Genomic DNA, 19,215 nt, shown 5'->3' on the forward strand with positions numbered 1-19,215 from the left:
ACACTCTGGGCGTCCGCTGATGTCAGAAGCCCGGCCGTCGTCCTCTTCCGTCAATGCTGACGTCGGGCACGCCCCGCAGGCGTCGAAACCGCTCGCCTCAGGCGTCGGCCTCCTGAGCGGAGGCGGCCTCGATGCGGCGGATGACGAGGCAGGCGAGGCCGACGAAGAGCACCCCGTAGAAGATCAGGAAGAGCAGGGCGGCGGTCTGGCTCTCGGTGGAGGAGAGCATCTGCTGGATGATCCCCGTGGGCCCGCCCCCGTGGGGCAGGAGGGTGTGGAGGTGGAAGAGCACCGTCAGCCGCTTGAGGAAGCCGGGGATGTAGGCCACCGCGTTCTCCCAGCCGAAGCCGATGAGCAGTCCCGCGAAGAGGGGGCGCTTGAGAGAAAGGCCCAGGAAGGCGAACAGGGCCCCGTAGACGAGGGCCCCCAGGCCCACCACGCCCAGATCCAGAAGGAGCGTCCCGGCCTCTCTTCCCAGGGCGCCGGCGCCGGCTTCCGAAACCCCCAGCACGTACGTCCCCAGGACGGAGGCCCAACAGCCCGCCACGATGACGGTGGACATGGCCGCGTAGCGCACGAGGAAGAGGCGGGCCCTGGGCACGGGCCGTCCGAAGAGGTAGGGCAGGGTCCCGCCCTCGCGCTCGTCGGCGATGAGGCCCACGCCGAAGAAGAGGGTGGAGAGGGGGAGCAGGAAGCCGCAGACGTAGAGGAAGACCACCATCCCGTAGAGGGTGATGCCCCCCAGGGGCACGGGGATCCCCTTGGCCACGAGGAGGCGCAGGAGGAGGGTCACACCCCAGGGAAAGACGGCCATGAGGCCGAAGAGGAGGCCCTTCACGGAGAGGGCCATCCGGCGGGCGGTGAAGGCGAAGAGGGCGCGCGTCGCACTGTCCATGTCAGGCCACCAGGTAGGAGAAGACCGCCGCCAGGTTGTCGTCGAGGGGGTTGAGGATTTCCAGCCCCACCTCCCGTTCCGCCAGGAGGGCGCCCAGGCGCGCCCGGAAGTCCGAGGCGTCGGAGACCTCCACCGTGAGGTTGCGCCCGTCGCCCGCGAAGGTGACCGAGGCCACCGTGGGCCAGGCGATGAGCACCGAGGCGAGGGCTCGGGCGTCGGCGCACCTCAGGAAGACCTTCAGGGGACGGCTCGCGATGGCCTCCCGCACTTGGGGGACCTCGCCCGAAGCCAGGACGCGCCCGTAGTGGAGCAGGAGGATGCGGCTCGTCATGGCCTCCACCTCGTGGAGGAGGTGGGACGAGACCAGGACGCAGCGCCCCTCCTCCCCCCACCGCTTGATGGCGGCGATGGCATGGGCGCGGCTCGGCGGGTCCATGCCGTTGAGGGGCTCGTCGAGCAGGAGGATCTGCGGATCGTGGACCAGCGCCTGGGCCATCTTCACCTTCTGGCGCATGCCCTTGCTCATGGCCCGGATCTTCTTCCCGCCCTCGTCCCCGAGGGCCACCTCCTGGAGGGCCCTCCCGGCGCGCTCCGTCGCCGCGGCAGGGCTCAGGCCCGACAGGCGCCCCAGGAAGGCGACGAATTCCAGGCCCGTCATGTCCTCCCAGAAGCGGTCCGCCCCCGGGCAGTAGCCGATGCGCGTCAGGGCGCCGGGGTTCGCGAAGATGGGCTCGCCGCCGAGGGTGACCGACCCCGCGGTGGGCTGGAGGAGGCCCGCCATGAGGTTGAGGAGGGTGCTCTTTCCGGCGCCGTTCACGCCCAGGAGCCCCGTGACGCCGGGCTCCAGGTCCAGGGAAACCCGGTTGATCCCCACCACGAGGCCGTACCAGCGCGAGGCGTTCTGCACGCGGATCATTTGAGCACCGCCCGGCCCCGGAAGCGGGCCGCGAGGACCAGGACGCTCGAGGCGGCCAGGAGGGCGAAGAAGCAGAGCGTGGCGGCGGGGGGAAGGATGAGGCCGGGCTCGCCGGGATGGACTTCCGCCCCCAGGCACAGCTCGGCGAGAGCCTTGAGCTGGGTGAAGATCGACGGGAACCAGACCAGGGGGCTCCGCGTGATGGCGTAGAGGATCCCGCAGGCCGCCGGGCCCAAAAAGACGATGCCGAAGAAGGTCAGTCCCACGAGCCTCGGGCTGCGGCCCATGGAGGAGAGGGCGAGGAGGAAGAGGACGAGGGTGAAGGGGCCCAGGAGGGTGAAGAGGGCCGATCCCCACAGGACGCGGGCGTGCTCCCACAGCCACGCGGGCTCCCCCGTGAGGCCCACCTGGAAGATGACCAGGACCAGGACGGGAAGGAGCGAGAAGACCAGGAGGAAGAAGCCCAGGGCGGCGCCCTTGGCCCAGAGGTACTGGAGGGGGCCGAGGGCCCGGCCGAGGAAGACGGCCAGGGTCCCGTCGCGCCGGTCCCTCGCCACCAGGCCCGAGCCCACCCAGATGGAGACGATGGTGAGGAGGAAGAGGTTGTAGAAGTTGCCGAGGAGGACGGCCACGAGGGACTCGTCCACCTTGGGCAGCTCCGCGATGAAGGCCTTAACGTTCTCCGAGTCCCCGAGCTGGGTGTGGAAGAAGGTCAGCAGGATCCCCCAGGCCCAGGGCAGGAGGGCGAGGATCAGGAGGAAGAGGAAGCGCCGCTTGCGGAGGTACGGCTGGACCTCCTCCCGGAACACGGGCCACCATCGCTTGGAGAGGGGCCGGCGGGGGCCGTCGTAGGGCGCGTAGCCCTGCTCAAACACGGGCATCGCCGCCTCCGTTCTGTTCGAGCGCCTTCAAGAAGAGCGTTTCGAGGGACGTGGACTCCCTCACGAGCCGGGTGACGGTGCCTCCCGCCTCCAGGGCCAGGCCGAAGATGACCTTCAGGCTCTCCCCCGAGGGGAGGACCACCCGGTACAGGCCCCGGTGGCCGTCGGAGACGGCCACGCCGGCCTTCCGGCAGGCCGCCTCGAAGGCCTCTTTTTCGCCCTCCCACTGGACCAGGAAGTGCTGGGCCTCGCTCCGGGTCCAGTCCTCCACGGTCGCGTAGGTGAGCATCTCGCCCCGGTTGAGGATGACCACGCGGGAGCAGACGGCCTCCACGTCCTTCAGGATGTGGGTCGAAAGGAGCAAGGTCTTCCCCTGGCGCACGAGATCCCCGCAGAGGTCCAGCATCTCCTCGCGCCCTACGGGATCCATGCCCGCCGTGGGCTCGTCGAGGAGGACCAGGGCCGGGTCGTGGACCAGGGACGCCGCCAGCTTCAGGCGTTGCTGCATGCCCGTGGAGTAGGTTTCCACGTTCCGATAACGGCTCTCCCCTAGACCCACGTACTGGAGCACTTCGTGGGCCCGCTCCACGGCCGCGCTCCGGGGAAGCCCGGAGATCTCGCCGAGAAAGGCCACCCACGCGACGCCGCTCATCCCCGGGCGAGTGCCCTCTCGCTCGGGAACGTAGCCGACCCGGTCGCGGAGGGCGGGGCCGAGCTTGCGGGCGTCCTCTCCCATCAGCCAGATGCGGCCTTGGGCAAGGGGCAGAAGCCCGAGGACCGCCTTGATCAGCGTGGACTTTCCGGCCCCGTTGGGGCCGAGGAGCCCCACGGCGCCCCCCTCCACCTCGAAGGAGACTCCCCGCAGGGCCTCCAGCTTTCCGTACCTGGCTTTCGCCCCCTCGACCCTCAGAATCGCGCCCATGCCCTCCCCTTACGCAGGCGGCCGGGTGAAGGTTTCCGCGGTTTTCCCCTTGGCGCGGCCGCGCCGCTTCCGCACGGCCTTCTCGAAGGCCGCGAACCTCGCGGGGAACTCGGCCCGGCGCTCGCGGGCCGAGGCGGCGAACTGCTGGAGGAGCGCTCCCACGGCCAGGAAATCGGCGGATGGCGCCCCCCGAGCCGCCGGAGCCTCGGCGGCCTCCACCAGGCGTCGCGCGCCGACTACCGCGTCCTGGTGGGCCCCCAGCGTGTCCTGGAGGGCGACGACGGCTCGGAGGTAGGGCCCCATGGCCCCTCCGAGGACGGTTTCGAAGAACTCCCCCGTATACCGCAAACGCTTGAAGAGGATGCGCAGGCGGTGGAGGGCCTCGGAGGGCGAGGCGGCCTCCACGGCCCGTCCCATTCTCCGCGCCTGCTTCTCGGCCCGGAGAAGAAGGACGGGCGCCGCCCGGCCCGCCGTCGGCGGCGGGGCTCCCGGACGCCCCTTCGGCGCGGGCGAGGCGGCCAGGCGCCCGAGGCGGTCCAGGAGGGCGGCGAAGCGCCGGCCCGAGAGGCCGGAGACCATGGCCTCCAGGGCCTCGGAGCGATCCCGGAGGAGGCGGTCCACCAGCCCGTGGGGCAGACTCATCCCCTCCGGGAGCCTGCGCTCCATGGCTCGCAGCTCCTCCAGAAACACGTCGAGGTCCCGCACCTGTCCGAGCAGGCGCCCGGCCCATGCCAATTCGAGGCGCAGAGATTCGGCCCGGCGCGGCCCCAGATACGGCGCCAGGAGGCGCAGGGCGGTCCGAAGACGGCGGGTGGCCACGCGGGCGTCGTGGACGAACTCGGGATGGAGGTCGCGCAGGGCCCAGGGCACCTGGAGGCCCAGGCGATGGGTCTGGAGGGCCACAATCTTGCGGGCGGCCAGCCCCAGAGCGTCCTCCGATCGGACGGGCGAGGCCGGAGGGGGAAGGGCGCCGGGCTCGGGCCGGCCCGCCAGGCGGAGGGCGGTGGTCAGGAGGTCACCGGGAGCCTCGGCCAGCCCCACCCGGTCCCGAAGCAAGACCTGGAGGTGGAGGCCCGCGGCGGGATCGCTTCCGGGAAGGAGCCGGAGGGAAAGGTGGCCCCTGGCCCCCCTCCGGTCGGGCCCGGGCGCTGGGAAGCGGTCCATCACGAGCCTCGCCGCCGCCCCCTCAGGCGTGCGAATCTCCACCTCCCGGCGCCGGACCCTCACCCTCAGGACCGGGACGAGGGGTTTCTTGGCGGCCCGAAGGAGGATCTCGGCTTCCCGGGTCAGGGCGCGCGCATCGAACACGGGCGCATGGGGGTCTCCGTTGAAGGGGAGGCCGCCGCCGGGCTCGGACCCCGAGGGGTCCTGGGTCCGGACTTCCAGCCGCCCTCCCTCCCCGCAAAGGACCAGCCTCCATCCATCGCGGGCCAGACGCCCTTCCACCGTATCCAGGTAGAGGAGGTCCAGGCGGGTCTCCGCGGCCGGGCCGGGGAGGTATCCGGCGGACTTCAGCTCTCTCAGCGCGCGCTCCCAGAAGGCGTCTCCCCGCAGGAGGAAGGCGGGGCATGCCGGCGGGTCCGCTCCGCCGGCCCTCGCGTCGGGGCCTGGAAGGGGATCAGCCATCGGAGTGCTTCCGGCCCGAGAGGAACTCCTCCGGGCGGGCCGCCGCGGCGCGGCGCTCGGCGAGGTCGCGGGCCACCGACTCCGCGGGATAAGCGAAGCGGACGATGCGCGCCCTGGCCGCCCGCCCCCCGAGAAAGTCCACCAGGGCGTACGCCCCCCTCGGATCGCCGTCCACCGGCTTGCCGACGGAGCCGCAGTTCACCACTCGGGTTCCCCCCAGGAGCCGGGTGAAGGGGACGTGGGAGTGGCCGCACACGAGGACCGCGGGGCGCAGGGGGCCGAGTTTGGCTTCCAGGGCCCTGCGGGTCAGGCTCGGGTAGACGTAGTCCGTATCCGAAAGGGGGCTCCCGTGGACTACGAGGACCGAGCATCCGCCGAAGTCGAGATCCAGGCGCTCGGGCAGGGCCTCCAGAAACCGGCGCTCCTCCTCGCCCAGGGCCAGAGCCGTCCAGGCCAGGGCCGCCGAGGCCTTCTTGTCGAGCTTTTTCCTCAGGCGTTTGGGGGAGGAGGGCAGGTCCAGGAGCTTTCTCTCGACGTTCCCCTGAACGCACCGGACGCGGCGCTCCATGAGGAGCCGGACGACCTCCACGGGGTGGGGACCGAAGCCCACGAGATCCCCCGCGCACACCACGTCTTCGGCCCCGTGCCGGCGCGCTCCCTCGAGGGCCTTCCAGAGGGCCGGGAAGTTGGCGTGGACGTCCGAGAGAAAGGCGACCCTCATGGCAGGAGGCGCGCCGCCAGCACCTTCAGGACCGCCTCGATGCGCCCGAGATCCTTGACGCGCCCCTTCCTGGGTTTGACCTTGAGGTCCGCCACGACGTCCCGCAGAGCCCGGATCCGCTCCGCCGACGGAAGGGCTGGGGCGTCACCGGGAACCGCCTTCTCGTCGAGGGCGGCAAGGACGGCGGCGGCTTCCGCCTCGAGCCGGGAAAAGACCGCCTCGGAGACTTCCTGGAGGAGGAGCCGAAGCTGGGCCACGTCACCGGCCAAATCGGCGGCCGCCGAGGGACGGCCCGCTCCGGACGCTTCCCCGCCTCGTGGACCTTGGCGCCTTTTCACCCGGGCGGCCGACGACCTCCGGGTGGTCTTCGTCTTCGGAGTCTCCATGAGTCCTCCTTCCTGCCCGGCCCGTGGGCCCGGGTCCCTTCTCCCACGAGCGACGCGGGCTCGGTCAGGAGGGGTTCTCCAGAACCCCCCGTGTGAGGGACACGAGTTCCCGGTGCAGGGCCGGGATGCTCCGGTTCCCGTTCACCGTGCGGAACCCGTACCGTTTCCCGAGGGCGATGAACTCCCTCCTGATTTTCCGCTGGTACAGCAGAAAGCTCTCGAACCAGTCCCGGCTGAGGCCGCAGTCCATTCCCGACTCCCAGTAGTCCAGCTGGGTCCTCGCCTGGAAGGTCCGCTCCACCAGCGTGTTCATGGACACGGACAGGTAGAAGACGGCGTCGGGGACGAGGGCCATACCGTAGAGGGAGGCGAGCCATTCCGGGTCCGCGCCACGCACCACGTCGCGCACCATGAGGGTGTAGATGTACCGGTCGGCCAGCACCACGAACCCCGCCCTCAAGGCCGGGATGATGACGTTCTCCAACTGGTCGTAGAAGTCCGTGGCGTAGAAGAGGCTCATGGTCCGGGGGCTGAGGACGTTCCCCTGCTTGGCCAGCTCCAGCTCGGCCCCCACGAGCGTGGACCGCTTGAGGCCCACCTGGACCACGGCGTAGCCCTGCTCCTCCAGCCACTCGGATAGGAGGTTCACGTGGGTGGACCGCCCCGAGGAGTCGGCGCCCTCGATCACCAGAAGCCATCCCGAGAGCTTCCGGGGGTCCACTCCGGCGGGCGGGTGGTGATAGAAGGTCTTTCCGCGGCTCATTGGGCGTACCTCTTGTGGAAGAAGGCCAGGTCCACCCGTTCCTGGAGGATCTTCCGGATGGCCCGCTGCTGGGCGTGAACGGGCTGGGTGGCGTCCACCTCGGTGAAGTTGAACTCGTCCACCATGGCGATGTACTGGTCGAGAACCCTCCCCTGGAAGATCTTGAAGCTTTCGGTGGGGTCGGGGCTCAGGCCCAGGTCCATGCCCGCCTCGAAGTACTTGAGCTTGGGACGCCCCTCCAGGATGCGGCCGAGGGCCGTCTCGAGGGGCAGTCGGAAAAAGAAGGTGATGTCGGGGCGCGTGGCGAACCCGTACATCCGCCTCAGCCACCCCGGATCGCAGCCCCGAACCGCGTCCCGGGCGAAGGAGGTGAACATGTACCGGTCGCAAAGGACGATGTGGCCGCCTCGCAACAGGGGGAGGATCTGGCGCTCGTACCGGTCCGCGAAGTCCGTGGCGTGGATCAGGCTGAAGGTCGTCGGGGTGAGGAGCTGGCGCTTCTTCCCCTTGCGGGTGGCCTCCTTGACGAGCACCGAGGAGTTCCATTCCGAGAAGAACACGCGGTATCCCCGGGCCTTCAGCCACTGGTGGAGGAGGTAGATCTGAGTGGACTTGCCGGACCCGTCCAGGCCTTCCACCGCCACGAGCTTTCCGGGGTAGTCGGGTTTGGGCCGTTCGTTCATGAAGCCCCCTCCGCGATGGCGACCTCCACCTGGAGGCCGAAGGTCTGCGTGAAGAGATCCGCCTTGCGCTTCAAGGACCATCCTTCCAGGAGCAGATCCCCCGTCCCTTCCACGCGGAGGCGGAGGACCGAATCCGCCGTCTCGGCCTCCACGCGCTGAACCCGGCTCTGGTGTTCCCGGTCCAGGGCGTCGGCGAGGCGGAGAATGGAGGCCAGGGCCGTCACCGTGAACCGCTCCCTCCGATCGAGAGCGGAGAAGGCCTCGTGGGTGGGTTTGGGCATGCTCCGCCTGTGGTACCGGGCCACGTTCGCCACCAGCAGGGTCTCCCTGGCCGAGAAGCCCGCCAGGTTGCTCTGGGAGATGAGGTACAGGCTGTGTTTGTGGTGGCGGGTGTAGCTCACGAACGAGCCGATGTCGTGGAGGAGGGCGGCGGCGTGGAGGAGGGCCCTTTCCGAGTCCCCCAGGCCGTGCACCTTGGCGGTCTGGTCGAAGAGGGACAGAGCGAGGGCCGCCACCTGGCGCCCGTGGCCTTCGTCGAAGGCATACTTGCGCCCGAGCGGGAGGACCGCCTCCTCCACCTGCCTCTCCCGGTGGGCGGGACCGGGGGCGGGGCCCGTGCGGGAATCGGCGAGGTCCAGGGCGATGCCCTCCCTCAGCCCGACGAAGGGCACCCGGATCTCCCGGGCCCCCGCCAGACGGGCCAGGCGCAGGTAAACCAGGGCCGCGGGGAGGATGACGTCCGCCCGGTCTTCCCGGATCCCCAGGGTGGCCACGCGCTCCCGGTAGCTGAGCCGGGACAGGTGCCGAACGGTCTTTTCCAGTGTTGCCACACCGAGGCGCGCCACGCCGCGGGGATTCAGGGGGGCCAGGGCGATCTGGGCCAGGGTTTCGATGTTTCCCCCCGTGGCCACCATGCTCAGGGGCGCCGGTCCCAGATCCCGGCTGGTCTTCAGGGTTCCGACGTATTCCCCCACGAGGGAGAAGAACCTCCCCGGATCTTCGGCCCCTCCCGTCAATTCTTCGAGGAGGCGGACCGCGCCCATGGTGTGGGACTCGGTCCACAGGATCCCCGACTGGTCGGCCAGGGTCACCTCCACGCTGCCCCCCCCGAGGTCCACCAGGAGCCAGCGGCGCCCCGAGAGGTCCACGCGGCTTCGCACGGCGCGGTAGATGAGCCGCGCCTCCTCGGAGCCGTGGATGGTCTCCAGGCGGATCCTCGCCCGCTCCTCGACCTCCCGGAGGAATTCCTTTCCGTTCTGGCTCTCGCGGACGGCGCTTGTGGCCACGGCCCGATAGTCCTCGATGCGCAGTTCGTCCAGCTTCCTCCGGTACTCCGAAAGGACCTCCACCGCGCGGTCCGCCGTGGGACCGTGCAGTTTCCCGCCGAGAAACACCCCATGGCCGAGACGGACGGGGTTCCGGCCCGCTTCCAGGACCCGGTACTCACCGGGGCCCGAGAACTCGGCCGCCAGAAAGCGCATGGCGTTGGACCCCACGTCGATGGAGGCGCAACGGTAGGGATAGGCCGCGGGGGAACGGCTCTTCCGGGGCGACTTTTGCGGATTCCCCTCCCTGGCTGGCACGTTGGCCCTCCCTTCCCACGCTATCCTGAGACTCTACTGGACTCCCTTGGAATTTTCATGATATTTCCATGGCTGATTCGAAGCAATCCCTCCAGGCTTCCCTTCCAGGAAAAACTGTCGCATACTGGCGCGGAGATGAGGGCCCATTTTCCACACCCTGTGAAAAAGACTGTGTAAAACATGACGGTTCGCTTGTGGTCGCAGATTCTGGAGAAGGTCAAGGGGAAGGTGCCGGAGAGCGCCTTCTCCGCGTGGTTCAAGCCGCTCAAACCCCTGAAGATCGATGAGACTTCGGTGACGATCCAGACCCCCAATCCCCTGTTCCGCGAGTGGCTCGAGAGCCACTACCGGGGGGTCCTGGAGGACGCGGCGGCGGAGGCGGGCCACCCGGAACTCCGGTTCGCCTTCGTGGACGGCGCGGCCGAAGACCTCGTTCTCACCGCGCCGGATCCTCCCAAGCCGGCCAAGTCCGCCGCGAGGTCCCCTTCCGGGTCCGACGTGGCCGAGCCCCCCTTCAACCCCCTCTACCGGTTCGACACCTTCGTGGTGGGGCCGTCCAACCGCTTCGCCTTCGCGGCCTGCCAGGCCGTGGCCCAGAATCCCTCCCGGTCTTACAACCCGCTGTACATCTACGGCGGCGTGGGCCTGGGAAAGACTCACCTCATGCAATCCATCGGGGCGGAGTTGAGGCGGGCCTTCCCTGGACTGAGGGTCTGCTACCTCTCCACCGAACGCTTCATGAACGAGATGATCGCGTCCATCACCCACCGCCAGCAGCACGAGTTCCGGGACCGCTACCGGAAGGCGGACGTGATCCTACTGGACGACGTGCAATTCCTGTCGGGCAAGGAGGGCACCCAAGAGGAGCTCTTCCACACCTTCAACGCCCTCCACGAGTCCCAAAGGCAGATCGTGCTGAGCTCCGATTGTCCCCCGAGGGACCTCCACAGCATCGAGGAGCGCCTGCGGTCCCGCTTCGAGTGGGGTCTCATCGCCGACATCCAGCCGCCGGAGTTGGAGACGAAGGTGGCCATCCTCTACAAGAAGGCGGAGGCCTACCGAGTCAGCCTCCCGGAGGACGTGGCCCTCTTCATCGCCGCGCGCATCAAGAGCAACATCCGCGAACTCGAGGGGTGTCTGCTCCGCCTCATCGCCTTTTCCTCCTTCAAGGGCCTTCCCATCACGGTGGACCTGGCCCGGGAGACCTTCGAGAGCCTGTTCAAGGAGGACGGGCGCGTGGTGTCCGTGGAGGCCATCCAGAAACACGTGGCCGCCTATTACAAGATGAAGGTTCAGGACTTGAAGGCCAAGTCGAACCGGGCGAGCATCGTCTTCCCCAGACAGGTGGCCATGTACCTCGCCAAGGAGCTGACGACGTCCTCCCTTCCGGAGATCGGCAGGAAGTTCGGCGGGAAGCACCACACGACGGTGCTGCACGCCATCCGAAAGATCGAGGCCAGGACCAAGAGCGATCCCCACCTTCAACAGCAAATCCACAACTTTATCCGTTCATTTCGTTAGGCGGGAGGGCAAACCGTGCAAAAGACCCTGTGGAAGGGATCCAGCCAAGACGGCCTGGCGGCCTCCGCCCGTTTCCTTCCTCGGCTCCTACACGGTTGTCCACAGGGTTCCGATCGAATGGGATTCCCTGCCGGGCGCCGTTTGCGCGGGTTTGCACATTTCCACAGGTCCTACTGGTACTACTGCCTCCAATAAGAGGAGAGAGAAAGATGGAAATCCGGATCGACGCGCGGGATCTCCTGTCCGACCTGAGCCTCGCCCAAGGCATCGTGGAGAGCAAGGCCACCATCCCCATCCTCTCCAACCTCCTGTTAAGGGCCCAGGACAACCACTTGGAAGTGGCGGCGACGGATCTCGAGGTGACCCTGAAGTGCCGCTGTTCCGCCGAGGTTCTCGAACCGGGCGGAATCACCGTCCCCGCGCGAAAGCTGGGCGCCATCGTCCGGGCCTTCGTGGGCTCCGCGAGCCCCCTCTCGCTCAAGACCACGGCCCAGGGAAGGCTCTTCCTGCAACCCGTGGGGGAAAGGCAGGAGTATCACCTGCAGACGCTCCCCGAGGAGGACTTTCCCACCCTCCTCGCCCCCCAGGATGGGAAGTCCCTGGACCTGCCCGCGGAAGCCTTCAAGCGTTGCATCTCCGAGGCGCTGGTCTCGGTTGGGGCCGAAGAGAGCCGGTTTTCGATCCGCGGGGGGCTTCTCCTGCTGGAGTCGGATCGCCTGGCCCTGATCTCCACCGACTCCCACAGGCTGACCTACACCGAATGGGCCGGGCCGGTGGGGATGGCCGAGCCTCTCCGGGTTCTCATCCCCCGCAAGACCCTGGTGGAGTTCCTGAAATTGGACGGCGCCGAGACGGTGCGGGTGACCTTCCGCGAGAACCACATCTTTCTGGAGACGGAGAACCGCCTGTTGTACAGCCGTTTGATGGATTCCACCTTTCCGGCGTGGGAGAAGGTCCTTCCCACGGAGTCCGACAAGCGCGCCGTCCTGGACCGGGGGGCGCTTTCGGAACGGCTCAAGCGGGTCTCCATGGTCGCGGAGAGCAAGACCCGGGCCATCACCCTCTCCTTCGATCCGGCGGGGAGCCTCGAGATCCTGGCCAGGAACCCCGAGACGGGGGACGAAGGACGGGAATTCCTGGCCTGCGATGGGTACGAGGGAGAGGCCCTGTCCATCGTCTTCAACGTGGACTACCTGCTCGAGTTCCTCGCCGCGTGCGCGGAGGAGAAGGTGGTCTTCTCCATGCGCGAGAGCAACTACCAGGCCCTACTCCAACCGGTCCGCCCCTCGGGGGTGGGGGTCCACAAGCACGTGCTCATGCCGCTGAGGTTTGATTGAGGTTGCTGGAAATCTCGGCGGACGGGTTCAGAAACCTCCAGCAGGTCCGTTTGGCTTTCGGCAGCCCCCTGACCCTTCTGTTCGGGGAGAATGCGCAGGGTAAGACCAGCGTGCTGGAGGCCATCTACCTGTTGGGCACCAGCAAGTCCTTCCGGGACCATCGTCTGGAACACCTGATCGCCTTCGGCAGGGGGGAGGCCGCCGTAGGAGGGCAAGTGCGCTCCGGCGACGTGACCCACCGCCTGGAGTGCGCCCTCACCCCGAGGGAGAAGCGATTCCGCCTGGACGGACGGGAGGCTGGACCGGCGGAGTACCTGTCGGTCCTTCCCGTGGTGGCGCTGAGCGCCGAGGACCGCAGCCTGGTCAAGGGAGAGCCCCGGCACCGGCGAAACCTCCTGGACACCGCCGGAGTGCTGAGGCGCCCCGCCTACCTGAAAGAGGTCCTGGAATTCGGTCGGTGCCGGGCTCAACGGGCCGCCCTACTGAGGAATCCCGCCTCCTCCCGAAAAGAGAGGGCCGCATGGACCGAGCCCTACGCCGCGCTGGGCGAGAAGATCCAAAGGGAAAGGGCCCAGCTGGCGGAGATGCTGAACGGCCTCCTGGACGGGCTGGCCCGGGACGCCTCGTGCCAGGAGCGGGTCCAACTGGTCTACCGGCCCTCGGGCGGTTCGGACCTCCGGGCTTCCCTGGAGAGGGCGGCGGAGGCCGAGCGCAGGGCGGGGGTCAACCTCGTGGGTCCGCAGAGGGACCGGGTGGAGATCCTTCTCGATGGGAAGGCCCTGGAGGCCTACGGTTCGGGGGGACAGGCGCGAAGGGTGCTTTGGATGTTAAAATTGTCCCTGGTCCTCCTCCGTTCGGGAGGGGACCCGGAACCTCCCCTCTTTCTCGTAGACGACGCGGAGGCGGAGTTGGACCAGCGGCGCATCGAAGAGTTGATGCGCCTCACGGAGCGAAGGGCCCAGGTGGTCCTGACCGCCGTGAGGGATTGGTGCGGCTGGAGCGGGGAAATCGACCGCCGGCGGGTGGCCGGCGGACGGGTGGCTTGAGTCCGGGCCGCGCGCGGACGAAGAACCGGATCTCGTGAGGGAACGACACCCATGTCAGCAGGACGAATGGATCGGTACGACGCCTCCTCCATCAAGGTCCTCGAGGGGCTCGAGGCGGTTCGGAAGCGGCCCGCCATGTACATCGGGAGCACGGGCGTCACGGGCCTCCACCACCTCGTCTGGGAGGTGGTGGACAACTCGGTGGACGAGGCGCAGGCCGGATACTGCAACGAGATCGTCGTCACGGTGAGGGCCGACGATTCGGTCACCGTGGAGGACAACGGCCGGGGCATCCCCGTGGACATGCACCCCGAGGAGAAGCGGCCCGCCGCCGAAGTGGTCCTGACGGTCCTCCACGCGGGCGGCAAGTTCGACAACAACGCCTACAAGGTCTCGGGGGGCCTGCACGGAGTCGGCGTTTCCGTCGTGAACGCCCTCTCCGAACGCCTCGACCTGGAAATCTGGCGCGACGGCGGGGTGTGGGTCCAGACCTACGAACGAGGCGTCCCGAAAGGTCCCCTCGCGCGGACGGGCACACCCCATCCCGCGGGGAAGCACGGGACCCGGATCACCTTCAAACCCGATTCGGAGATCTTCGAGGAGACGGTCTTCTCCTGGGAGACCCTGACCACGAGAATGAGGGAGCTGGCGTTCCTCAACGCGGGCCTGAAGATTGTCCTGAAGGACGAGCGCGAAGAAGACCGGAAGGTGGAGTTCCACTACGAAGGGGGCATCGCGGCCTTCGTGGAGCACATCAACCGGGGCAAGACGGTCCTTCATCCCCACCCCATCGTGTTCAAGGGCGAGAAGGACCGGATCCTCATGGAGTGCGCCCTCCAGTGGAACACGGGCTACAACGAACTGGTCTTCTCCTTCGTGAATTCGATCCACACCTCCGAGGGGGGAACGCACCTCGCGGGCATGCGGGCGGCCCTGACGCGGTCCATCAACGCCTACGCGGCTTCCGCGGGCCTGGCCAAGAACCTCAAGATCGCCCTTTCGGGGGACGACGTGCGCGAGGGGTTCTCGGCCGTCGTCTCGGTGAAGATCCCGAACCCGCAGTTCGAGGGGCAGACCAAGACGAAGCTCGGGAACAGCGAGGTCAAGGGCATCATGGAGACGGCCCTGAACGAGTTCCTGAGCCGCTACTTCGAGGAGAACCCGGGCATCGCCCGCACCATCGTGGGAAAGGTCATCGACGCCGCGCGGGCCCGGGAAGCGGCGCGCAAGGCGCGGGAACTCACTCGACGCAAGAGCGCCCTCGATGGGGACTCGCTCCCCGGAAAGCTGGCCGACTGTCAGGAGCGCGACCCCTCGAAATGCGAACTCTTCATGGTGGAGGGGGATTCGGCCGGCGGGTCCGCCAAACAGGGCCGTGACCGGAGGTTTCAGGCCATCCTCCCCCTGAGGGGCAAGATTCTGAACGTCGAAAAGTCCCGGCTCGACAAAATCCTCTCCAACAACGAGATCCGGACCATCATCACGGCCCTGGGCGCGGGAACGGGACAGGACGACCTGGACCTGGACCGGTTGAGGTACCACAAGGCCATCATCATGACCGACGCGGACGTGGACGGGAGCCACATCCGGACGCTCCTCCTCACCCTCTTCTACCGGCACTTCCCCCAGCTCGTGGAGCGCGGCCACGTCTACGTGGCGCAGCCGCCGCTCTACCGGGTCGGAAAGGGGAAGGAGGAGCACTACATCGCCACCGAGGAGGAGCTCACCCGGTTCTTCGTGGACCGTGCGGTGGCGGCCTACTCCGTCACCATCCCCACCCTAAAAAAGACCTACCGGGGGGAGGATCTGGCCAAGGCCCTGGAGATCCTTCAGCGCTATGAGCGGCTCCTCGGCCGGCTGGCCCGGAAGGGCTACACGGAGGATCTGCTCCTGTTCCTCTTCGGGGCCGGGCTGTGCCGGGACCTGTTCTCCTCCATGGAGAAGGCCGAGGACCTGCGGCAGGCCATCGTGAGGAAGGGTTACGAGGCGGGGGAGATGCGCTTCGACGAGGAACACAGCCTGTACGAATTCACTGTCACGAGCGAGCAGAACCCCCACCCGGCGCTCGTCTCCCACGCCCTCCACCACGCCTCCGAATTCCTGACGGCCCAGCGCCTCCACGAGCGCCTTCAGGACTTCGACCGGCCGCCCTTCCAGATCCACAACGGAGACTCCGACGCGGAGGTCTCGGACCGGCAGGCCCTTCTCCAGTACCTCCTTGGGGCCGTGAAGGCCAAGTACCACATCCAGCGCTACAAGGGCCTGGGTGAGATGAACCCGGAGCAGCTGTGGCAGACCACCATGGACCCCGCCAAGCGGCGGCTCCTCCAGGTCCGCGTGGAGGATGCGGCGGAGGCCGACCGGCTCTTTTCCGTCCTCATGGGGGACGCGGTGGAGCCGCGGCGGGAGTTCATCCAACAGAACGCGCTGAACGTGACGAACCTGGACGTCTGAGGGGACCCCCCGCGGGCGGTTCCATGAGGAAGCCATGACCGAACCCCAGCTTTTCGACCGGCCGTTGCCGGTGAACCTTGAGGACGAGCTCAAGAAGAGCTACCTCGACTACGCCATGAGCGTCATCATCGGGCGGGCCCTTCCCGATGTGAGGGACGGGCTCAAGCCCGTCCACCGCCGGATCCTGTACGGCATGTACATGGGGGCCAACCACTGGAACCGGCCCTACAAGAAGTCCGCGCGCATCGTGGGCGACGTCATGGGGAAATTCCATCCCCACGGCGACTCGGCCATCTACGACACCCTCGTCCGCATGGCACAGGACTTTTCCATGCGGCATCCCCTGGTGGACGGCCAAGGCAACTTCGGGTCCATCGACGGGGACGCTCCCGCGGCCATGCGGTACACCGAAGTGCGGATGGCCAAGCTGGCCCACGCCATGGTCGCCGACATCGAGAAGTCCACGGTGGACTTCGTCCCCAATTACGACGGGGAGGAGACCGAACCCGTCGTGCTTCCCAGCCTCTTCCCGAATCTCCTCGTGAACGGGTCCGCGGGCATCGCCGTGGGGATGGCCACGAACATCCCGCCGCACAACCTCGGCGAGGTGGCCTCCGCCGTAATCGCCCTGGTGGAGCGCCCCGATCTCCCCTCCTCGGATCTCCTGAAGATCATCCCCGGCCCCGACTTCCCCACCGCGGGCATCATCCTGGGTCGGGAGGGTATCCGGCAGGCGTACCAGACGGGGCGGGGGCTCATCAAGGTGCGGGCCCGGGCCCACGTGGAGGAGCTCAAGCGGGACCGGGAGGCCATCGTCATCACCGAGGTCCCCTACCAGATCAACAAGTCCAACCTCATCGAGAAAATCGCCGACCTGGTGAAGGAAAAGCGCATCACCGGCATCACGGACATCCGCGACGAATCCAGCCGCGAAGGCATCCGCGTGGTCCTGGAGCTGGGGCGCGGGGAGATCGGCGACATCATTCTCAAGCAGCTCTACAAGTTCACGGAGATGGAGACGACCTTTGGCGTCCAGCTCCTGGCGATCTCCGGGAACCAGCCCAAGACCTTCACCCTCAAGGGCCTTCTCGAGTCCTTCATCGCCCACCGGAAGGAGGTCATCCTCCGGAGGACCCGCTTCGATCTGGACCGGGCGCGCGAGCGGGCCCACGTCTTGGAAGGGCTCACCGTGGCCCTGGACAACCTGGACGCGGTCATCGCCCTCATCCGGTCCGCCAAGGACCCCGAGGCGGCCAAGGCCGGGCTGATGGAGCGCTTCTCCCTGAGCGAGATCCAATCCAAGGCGATCCTGGACATGCGCCTTCAGCGCCTCACGGGCCTGGAGCGGGACAAGATCCTCGCCGAGTACCGGGAGATCCTCCAGCGCATCGCCGAACTCACGGACATCCTGGGGAGCGAATCGAGGGTGAGGGCCCTTCTGTGCGACGAGATGCGCCAGGTGAAGGCCGACTTCGCCAACCCCCGCCGGACGCAGATCGTGGACGACACGGGCGACATCTCCATCGAGGAACTCATCGCCGACGAAGAGATGGTCATCACCGTGACCCACGGGGGCTACCTCAAGCGCACCGCTCTCCAGGAATACCGGAGCCAGCACCGGGGCGGCAAAGGACGCTCCGGCATGGGTACCCGGGACGACGACTTTGTGGAGCGCCTCTTCGTGGCGTCCAACCACGATCGCTTCCTCTTTTTCAGCAATCTGGGGAAGGTCTACTCGCTGAAGGTCTACGAGCTCCCCGAGGCGGGGACGGCGGCCAAGGGGCGGGCCCTGGTGAACCTCCTGAGCCTGGAGCCCGAGGAGAAGATCCTCGGGTTGCTTTCGGCCCGGGGCTGCTTCGACGAGGTCCACTTCCTCGTCCTCGCGACCCGCAACGGGATCGTCAAGAAAACGCCCATGAGCGAGTTCGAATCCATCCGAGCCAACGGGAAGATCGCCATGACCTTCCGGGAAGGGGACGAACTCGTGGGCGCCGGGATCACCGACGGGAGGAGCCACGTGTTTCTGGCCACGCGGGCCGGCCACTGCATCACCTTCCCCGAGGACGACGTGCGGCCCATGGGACGGACCAGCCAGGGGGTGATCGGCATCCGCCTCAAGGGGGCCGACGAGGTCGTGGAAATGGAGGTCCTGACCGGAGCGGTGGTGGAGTCCTTCGACGAGGATGGCGCGGGGAAGGCCGTGGCGGGGGAGGGGAGCATCCTGACGGTGACCGAGAAGGGCTTCGGGAAGCGCACCCCCCTCAGCCACTACCGGATCCAGGGCCGTGCGGGCAGCGGGATCATCAACATCCAGACCACCGCCAAGAACGGTCCCGTCGTCGGCGGACTCCACGTGCGGGAGGAGGACGAGATCGTGGTGGTCACGGCCCAGGGCCAGCTCATCCGCACCCCCGTCAAGGGCATCTCCGAAATCGGGCGGCGCACCCAGGGCTTCAAGGTCATCTCCCTGGGCGAGGGGGACAAGGTCGTTTCGGTGGCCAAGCACGTTCCCGAAGGGGAGGACGGCGCCGCGCCGGAGCCTGCCGGTCCCCCCAAGGAGGCGAAGCCATGAAGATCTTTTTGGACACCGCCATCGTGGAGGAAATCCGGGCCGCGTCCGCCTGGGGCGTCGTGGACGGGGTCACCACCAATCCGTCCCTCATCGTCCGGAGCGGGCGCGTGTTCGAGGAGGTCATCGCGGAGATCTGTTCCCTCGTCGACGGCCCCGTCTCCGCCGAGGTCACGGCCCTCGATTCCGCGGGCATGGTCCGGGAGGCGCGGCCCCTGGCCGCCCTCCACCGAAACGTCGTGATCAAGGTCCCCATGACGGAGGAGGGCCTCAAGGCCACCCATGCGCTGAAGGGAGAGGGGATCCGGACCAACGTCACCCTCGTGTTCTCCGCGGCCCAGGCCCTCCTGGCCGCCAAGGCCGGCGCGTCCTTTGTCTCTCCCTTCGTCGGCCGCCTCGACGATGCGGGCCACGTGGGCATGGAGATCATCGAGCAGATCCGTGCCATCTTCGACCACTATGACTTCGCCTGCGAGATCATCACGGCCTCCGTGCGCCATCCGCTTCACGTCATCGACGCGGCCCTGGCCGGCGCCGACATCGCCACGGTCCCCTTCAAGGTCTTGAAGCAATGCCTCCAGCATCCGCTCACGGACCTGGGTCTCGAGGCCTTTCTCAAGGACTGGGAGAGGGGAAGGAAGTGAGCCGGAGGGGCAATCTCCCCTCCGCGGCTCGCAGGGCTCGCCGCCCCTTGAGGATGGGGCCGCATTGGTGTTATATTAGTGGACCGAGCGGGATCGTAGCTCAGTTTGGTTAGAGCGCCGGCCTGTCACGTCGGAGGTCGCGGGTTCGAGCCCCGTCGGTCCCGCCAACTCGGAAAGCGAAGCCCCGGGCGAGGTCCCGGGGTTTCGCCGTTTCAGGGGGGGCGAACCCGCGGCCGGGCGGGGGACGCGGGAGACGCGAAGGGGGGCG

The 19,215-nt window shown here is 67.8% G+C and carries 16 protein-coding genes and 1 tRNA gene; 7 read left to right on the plus strand and 10 right to left on the minus strand.

Annotated features, from left to right (window positions below; translation table 11 throughout):
- Positions 1–97 precede the first annotated feature (97 nt).
- The 10 genes from AB1824_10240 to AB1824_10285 all read right to left on the minus strand — a co-directional run bounded on the left by AB1824_10240 (position 98) and on the right by AB1824_10285 (position 9,376).
- Complete coding sequence (locus AB1824_10240; GenBank protein ID MEW5765345.1) at positions 98–895, minus strand: ABC transporter permease; 798 nt, start codon at positions 893–895, stop codon at positions 98–100.
- A gap of 1 nt (position 896) precedes the next feature.
- Positions 897–1,811, minus strand: a complete 915-nt coding sequence (locus AB1824_10245) for an ABC transporter ATP-binding protein (protein ID MEW5765346.1) — start codon at positions 1,809–1,811, stop codon at positions 897–899.
- Positions 1,808–2,692, minus strand: a complete 885-nt coding sequence (locus AB1824_10250) for a hypothetical protein (GenBank protein MEW5765347.1) — start codon at positions 2,690–2,692, stop codon at positions 1,808–1,810. Before AB1824_10250 ends, AB1824_10245 begins: the two co-directional genes overlap by 4 nt.
- Complete coding sequence (locus tag AB1824_10255; protein ID MEW5765348.1) at positions 2,679–3,614, minus strand: ABC transporter ATP-binding protein; 936 nt, start codon at positions 3,612–3,614, stop codon at positions 2,679–2,681. The genes AB1824_10250 and AB1824_10255 overlap by 14 nt, the downstream gene beginning before the upstream one ends.
- Positions 3,615–3,623: 9 nt before the next feature.
- Positions 3,624–5,240 carry a CHAD domain-containing protein gene (locus tag AB1824_10260; GenBank protein ID MEW5765349.1) on the minus strand — a complete coding sequence of 539 codons (1,617 nt, stop codon included), beginning with the start codon at positions 5,238–5,240 and terminating at the stop codon, positions 3,624–3,626.
- Positions 5,233–5,961 carry a metallophosphoesterase family protein gene (locus tag AB1824_10265; protein ID MEW5765350.1) on the minus strand — a complete coding sequence of 243 codons (729 nt, stop codon included), beginning with the start codon at positions 5,959–5,961 and terminating at the stop codon, positions 5,233–5,235. The genes AB1824_10260 and AB1824_10265 overlap by 8 nt, the downstream gene beginning before the upstream one ends.
- Positions 5,958–6,347, minus strand: a complete 390-nt coding sequence (locus AB1824_10270) for a hypothetical protein (GenBank protein MEW5765351.1) — start codon at positions 6,345–6,347, stop codon at positions 5,958–5,960. Before AB1824_10270 ends, AB1824_10265 begins: the two co-directional genes overlap by 4 nt.
- A gap of 64 nt (positions 6,348–6,411) precedes the next feature.
- Positions 6,412–7,110: a thymidylate kinase gene (locus tag AB1824_10275; protein ID MEW5765352.1), complete on the minus strand. Its 699-nt coding sequence runs from the start codon at positions 7,108–7,110 to the stop codon at positions 6,412–6,414.
- Positions 7,107–7,793, minus strand: a complete 687-nt coding sequence (gene tmk, locus AB1824_10280; protein ID MEW5765353.1) for a dTMP kinase — start codon at positions 7,791–7,793, stop codon at positions 7,107–7,109. The genes AB1824_10275 and tmk overlap by 4 nt, the downstream gene beginning before the upstream one ends.
- Positions 7,790–9,376 carry a Ppx/GppA phosphatase family protein gene (locus AB1824_10285; protein ID MEW5765354.1) on the minus strand — a complete coding sequence of 529 codons (1,587 nt, stop codon included), beginning with the start codon at positions 9,374–9,376 and terminating at the stop codon, positions 7,790–7,792. The genes tmk and AB1824_10285 overlap by 4 nt, the downstream gene beginning before the upstream one ends.
- A gap of 180 nt (positions 9,377–9,556) precedes the next feature.
- Between AB1824_10285 and dnaA the strand changes: the two genes are divergently transcribed.
- The 7 genes from dnaA (at position 9,557) to AB1824_10320 (ending at position 19,114) form a co-directional block, all read left to right on the plus strand.
- A complete protein-coding gene (gene dnaA, locus AB1824_10290; protein ID MEW5765355.1) occupies positions 9,557–10,897 on the plus strand; it encodes a chromosomal replication initiator protein DnaA in 1,341 nt (446 codons plus the stop codon).
- A 209-nt stretch (positions 10,898–11,106) separates the two neighbouring features.
- Entirely contained in the window at positions 11,107–12,234 is a 1,128-nt protein-coding gene (dnaN, locus tag AB1824_10295; protein MEW5765356.1) for a DNA polymerase III subunit beta, read from the plus strand.
- Entirely contained in the window at positions 12,231–13,280 is a 1,050-nt protein-coding gene (gene recF / locus AB1824_10300) for a DNA replication and repair protein RecF (GenBank protein MEW5765357.1), read from the plus strand. Before dnaN ends, recF begins: the two co-directional genes overlap by 4 nt.
- Before the next feature lie 66 nt (positions 13,281–13,346).
- Positions 13,347–15,734: a DNA topoisomerase (ATP-hydrolyzing) subunit B gene (gene gyrB, locus AB1824_10305; protein ID MEW5765358.1), complete on the plus strand. Its 2,388-nt coding sequence runs from the start codon at positions 13,347–13,349 to the stop codon at positions 15,732–15,734.
- Between the two features lie 34 nt (positions 15,735–15,768).
- Positions 15,769–18,306 carry a DNA gyrase subunit A gene (gyrA, locus tag AB1824_10310; protein MEW5765359.1) on the plus strand — a complete coding sequence of 846 codons (2,538 nt, stop codon included), beginning with the start codon at positions 15,769–15,771 and terminating at the stop codon, positions 18,304–18,306.
- Positions 18,303–18,947 (plus strand): fructose-6-phosphate aldolase, encoded by a 645-nt coding sequence (fsa, locus tag AB1824_10315; protein ID MEW5765360.1) that lies wholly within the window; start codon positions 18,303–18,305, stop codon positions 18,945–18,947. Before gyrA ends, fsa begins: the two co-directional genes overlap by 4 nt.
- 89 nt (positions 18,948–19,036) lie before the next feature.
- Positions 19,037–19,114 (plus strand) — tRNA-Asp (locus AB1824_10320).
- The last annotated feature ends 101 nt before the right edge of the window (positions 19,115–19,215 follow it).

Source organism: Acidobacteriota bacterium (assembly GCA_040752915.1).
Classification (GTDB): Bacteria; Acidobacteriota; UBA4820; order UBA4820; family DSQY01; genus JBFLVU01.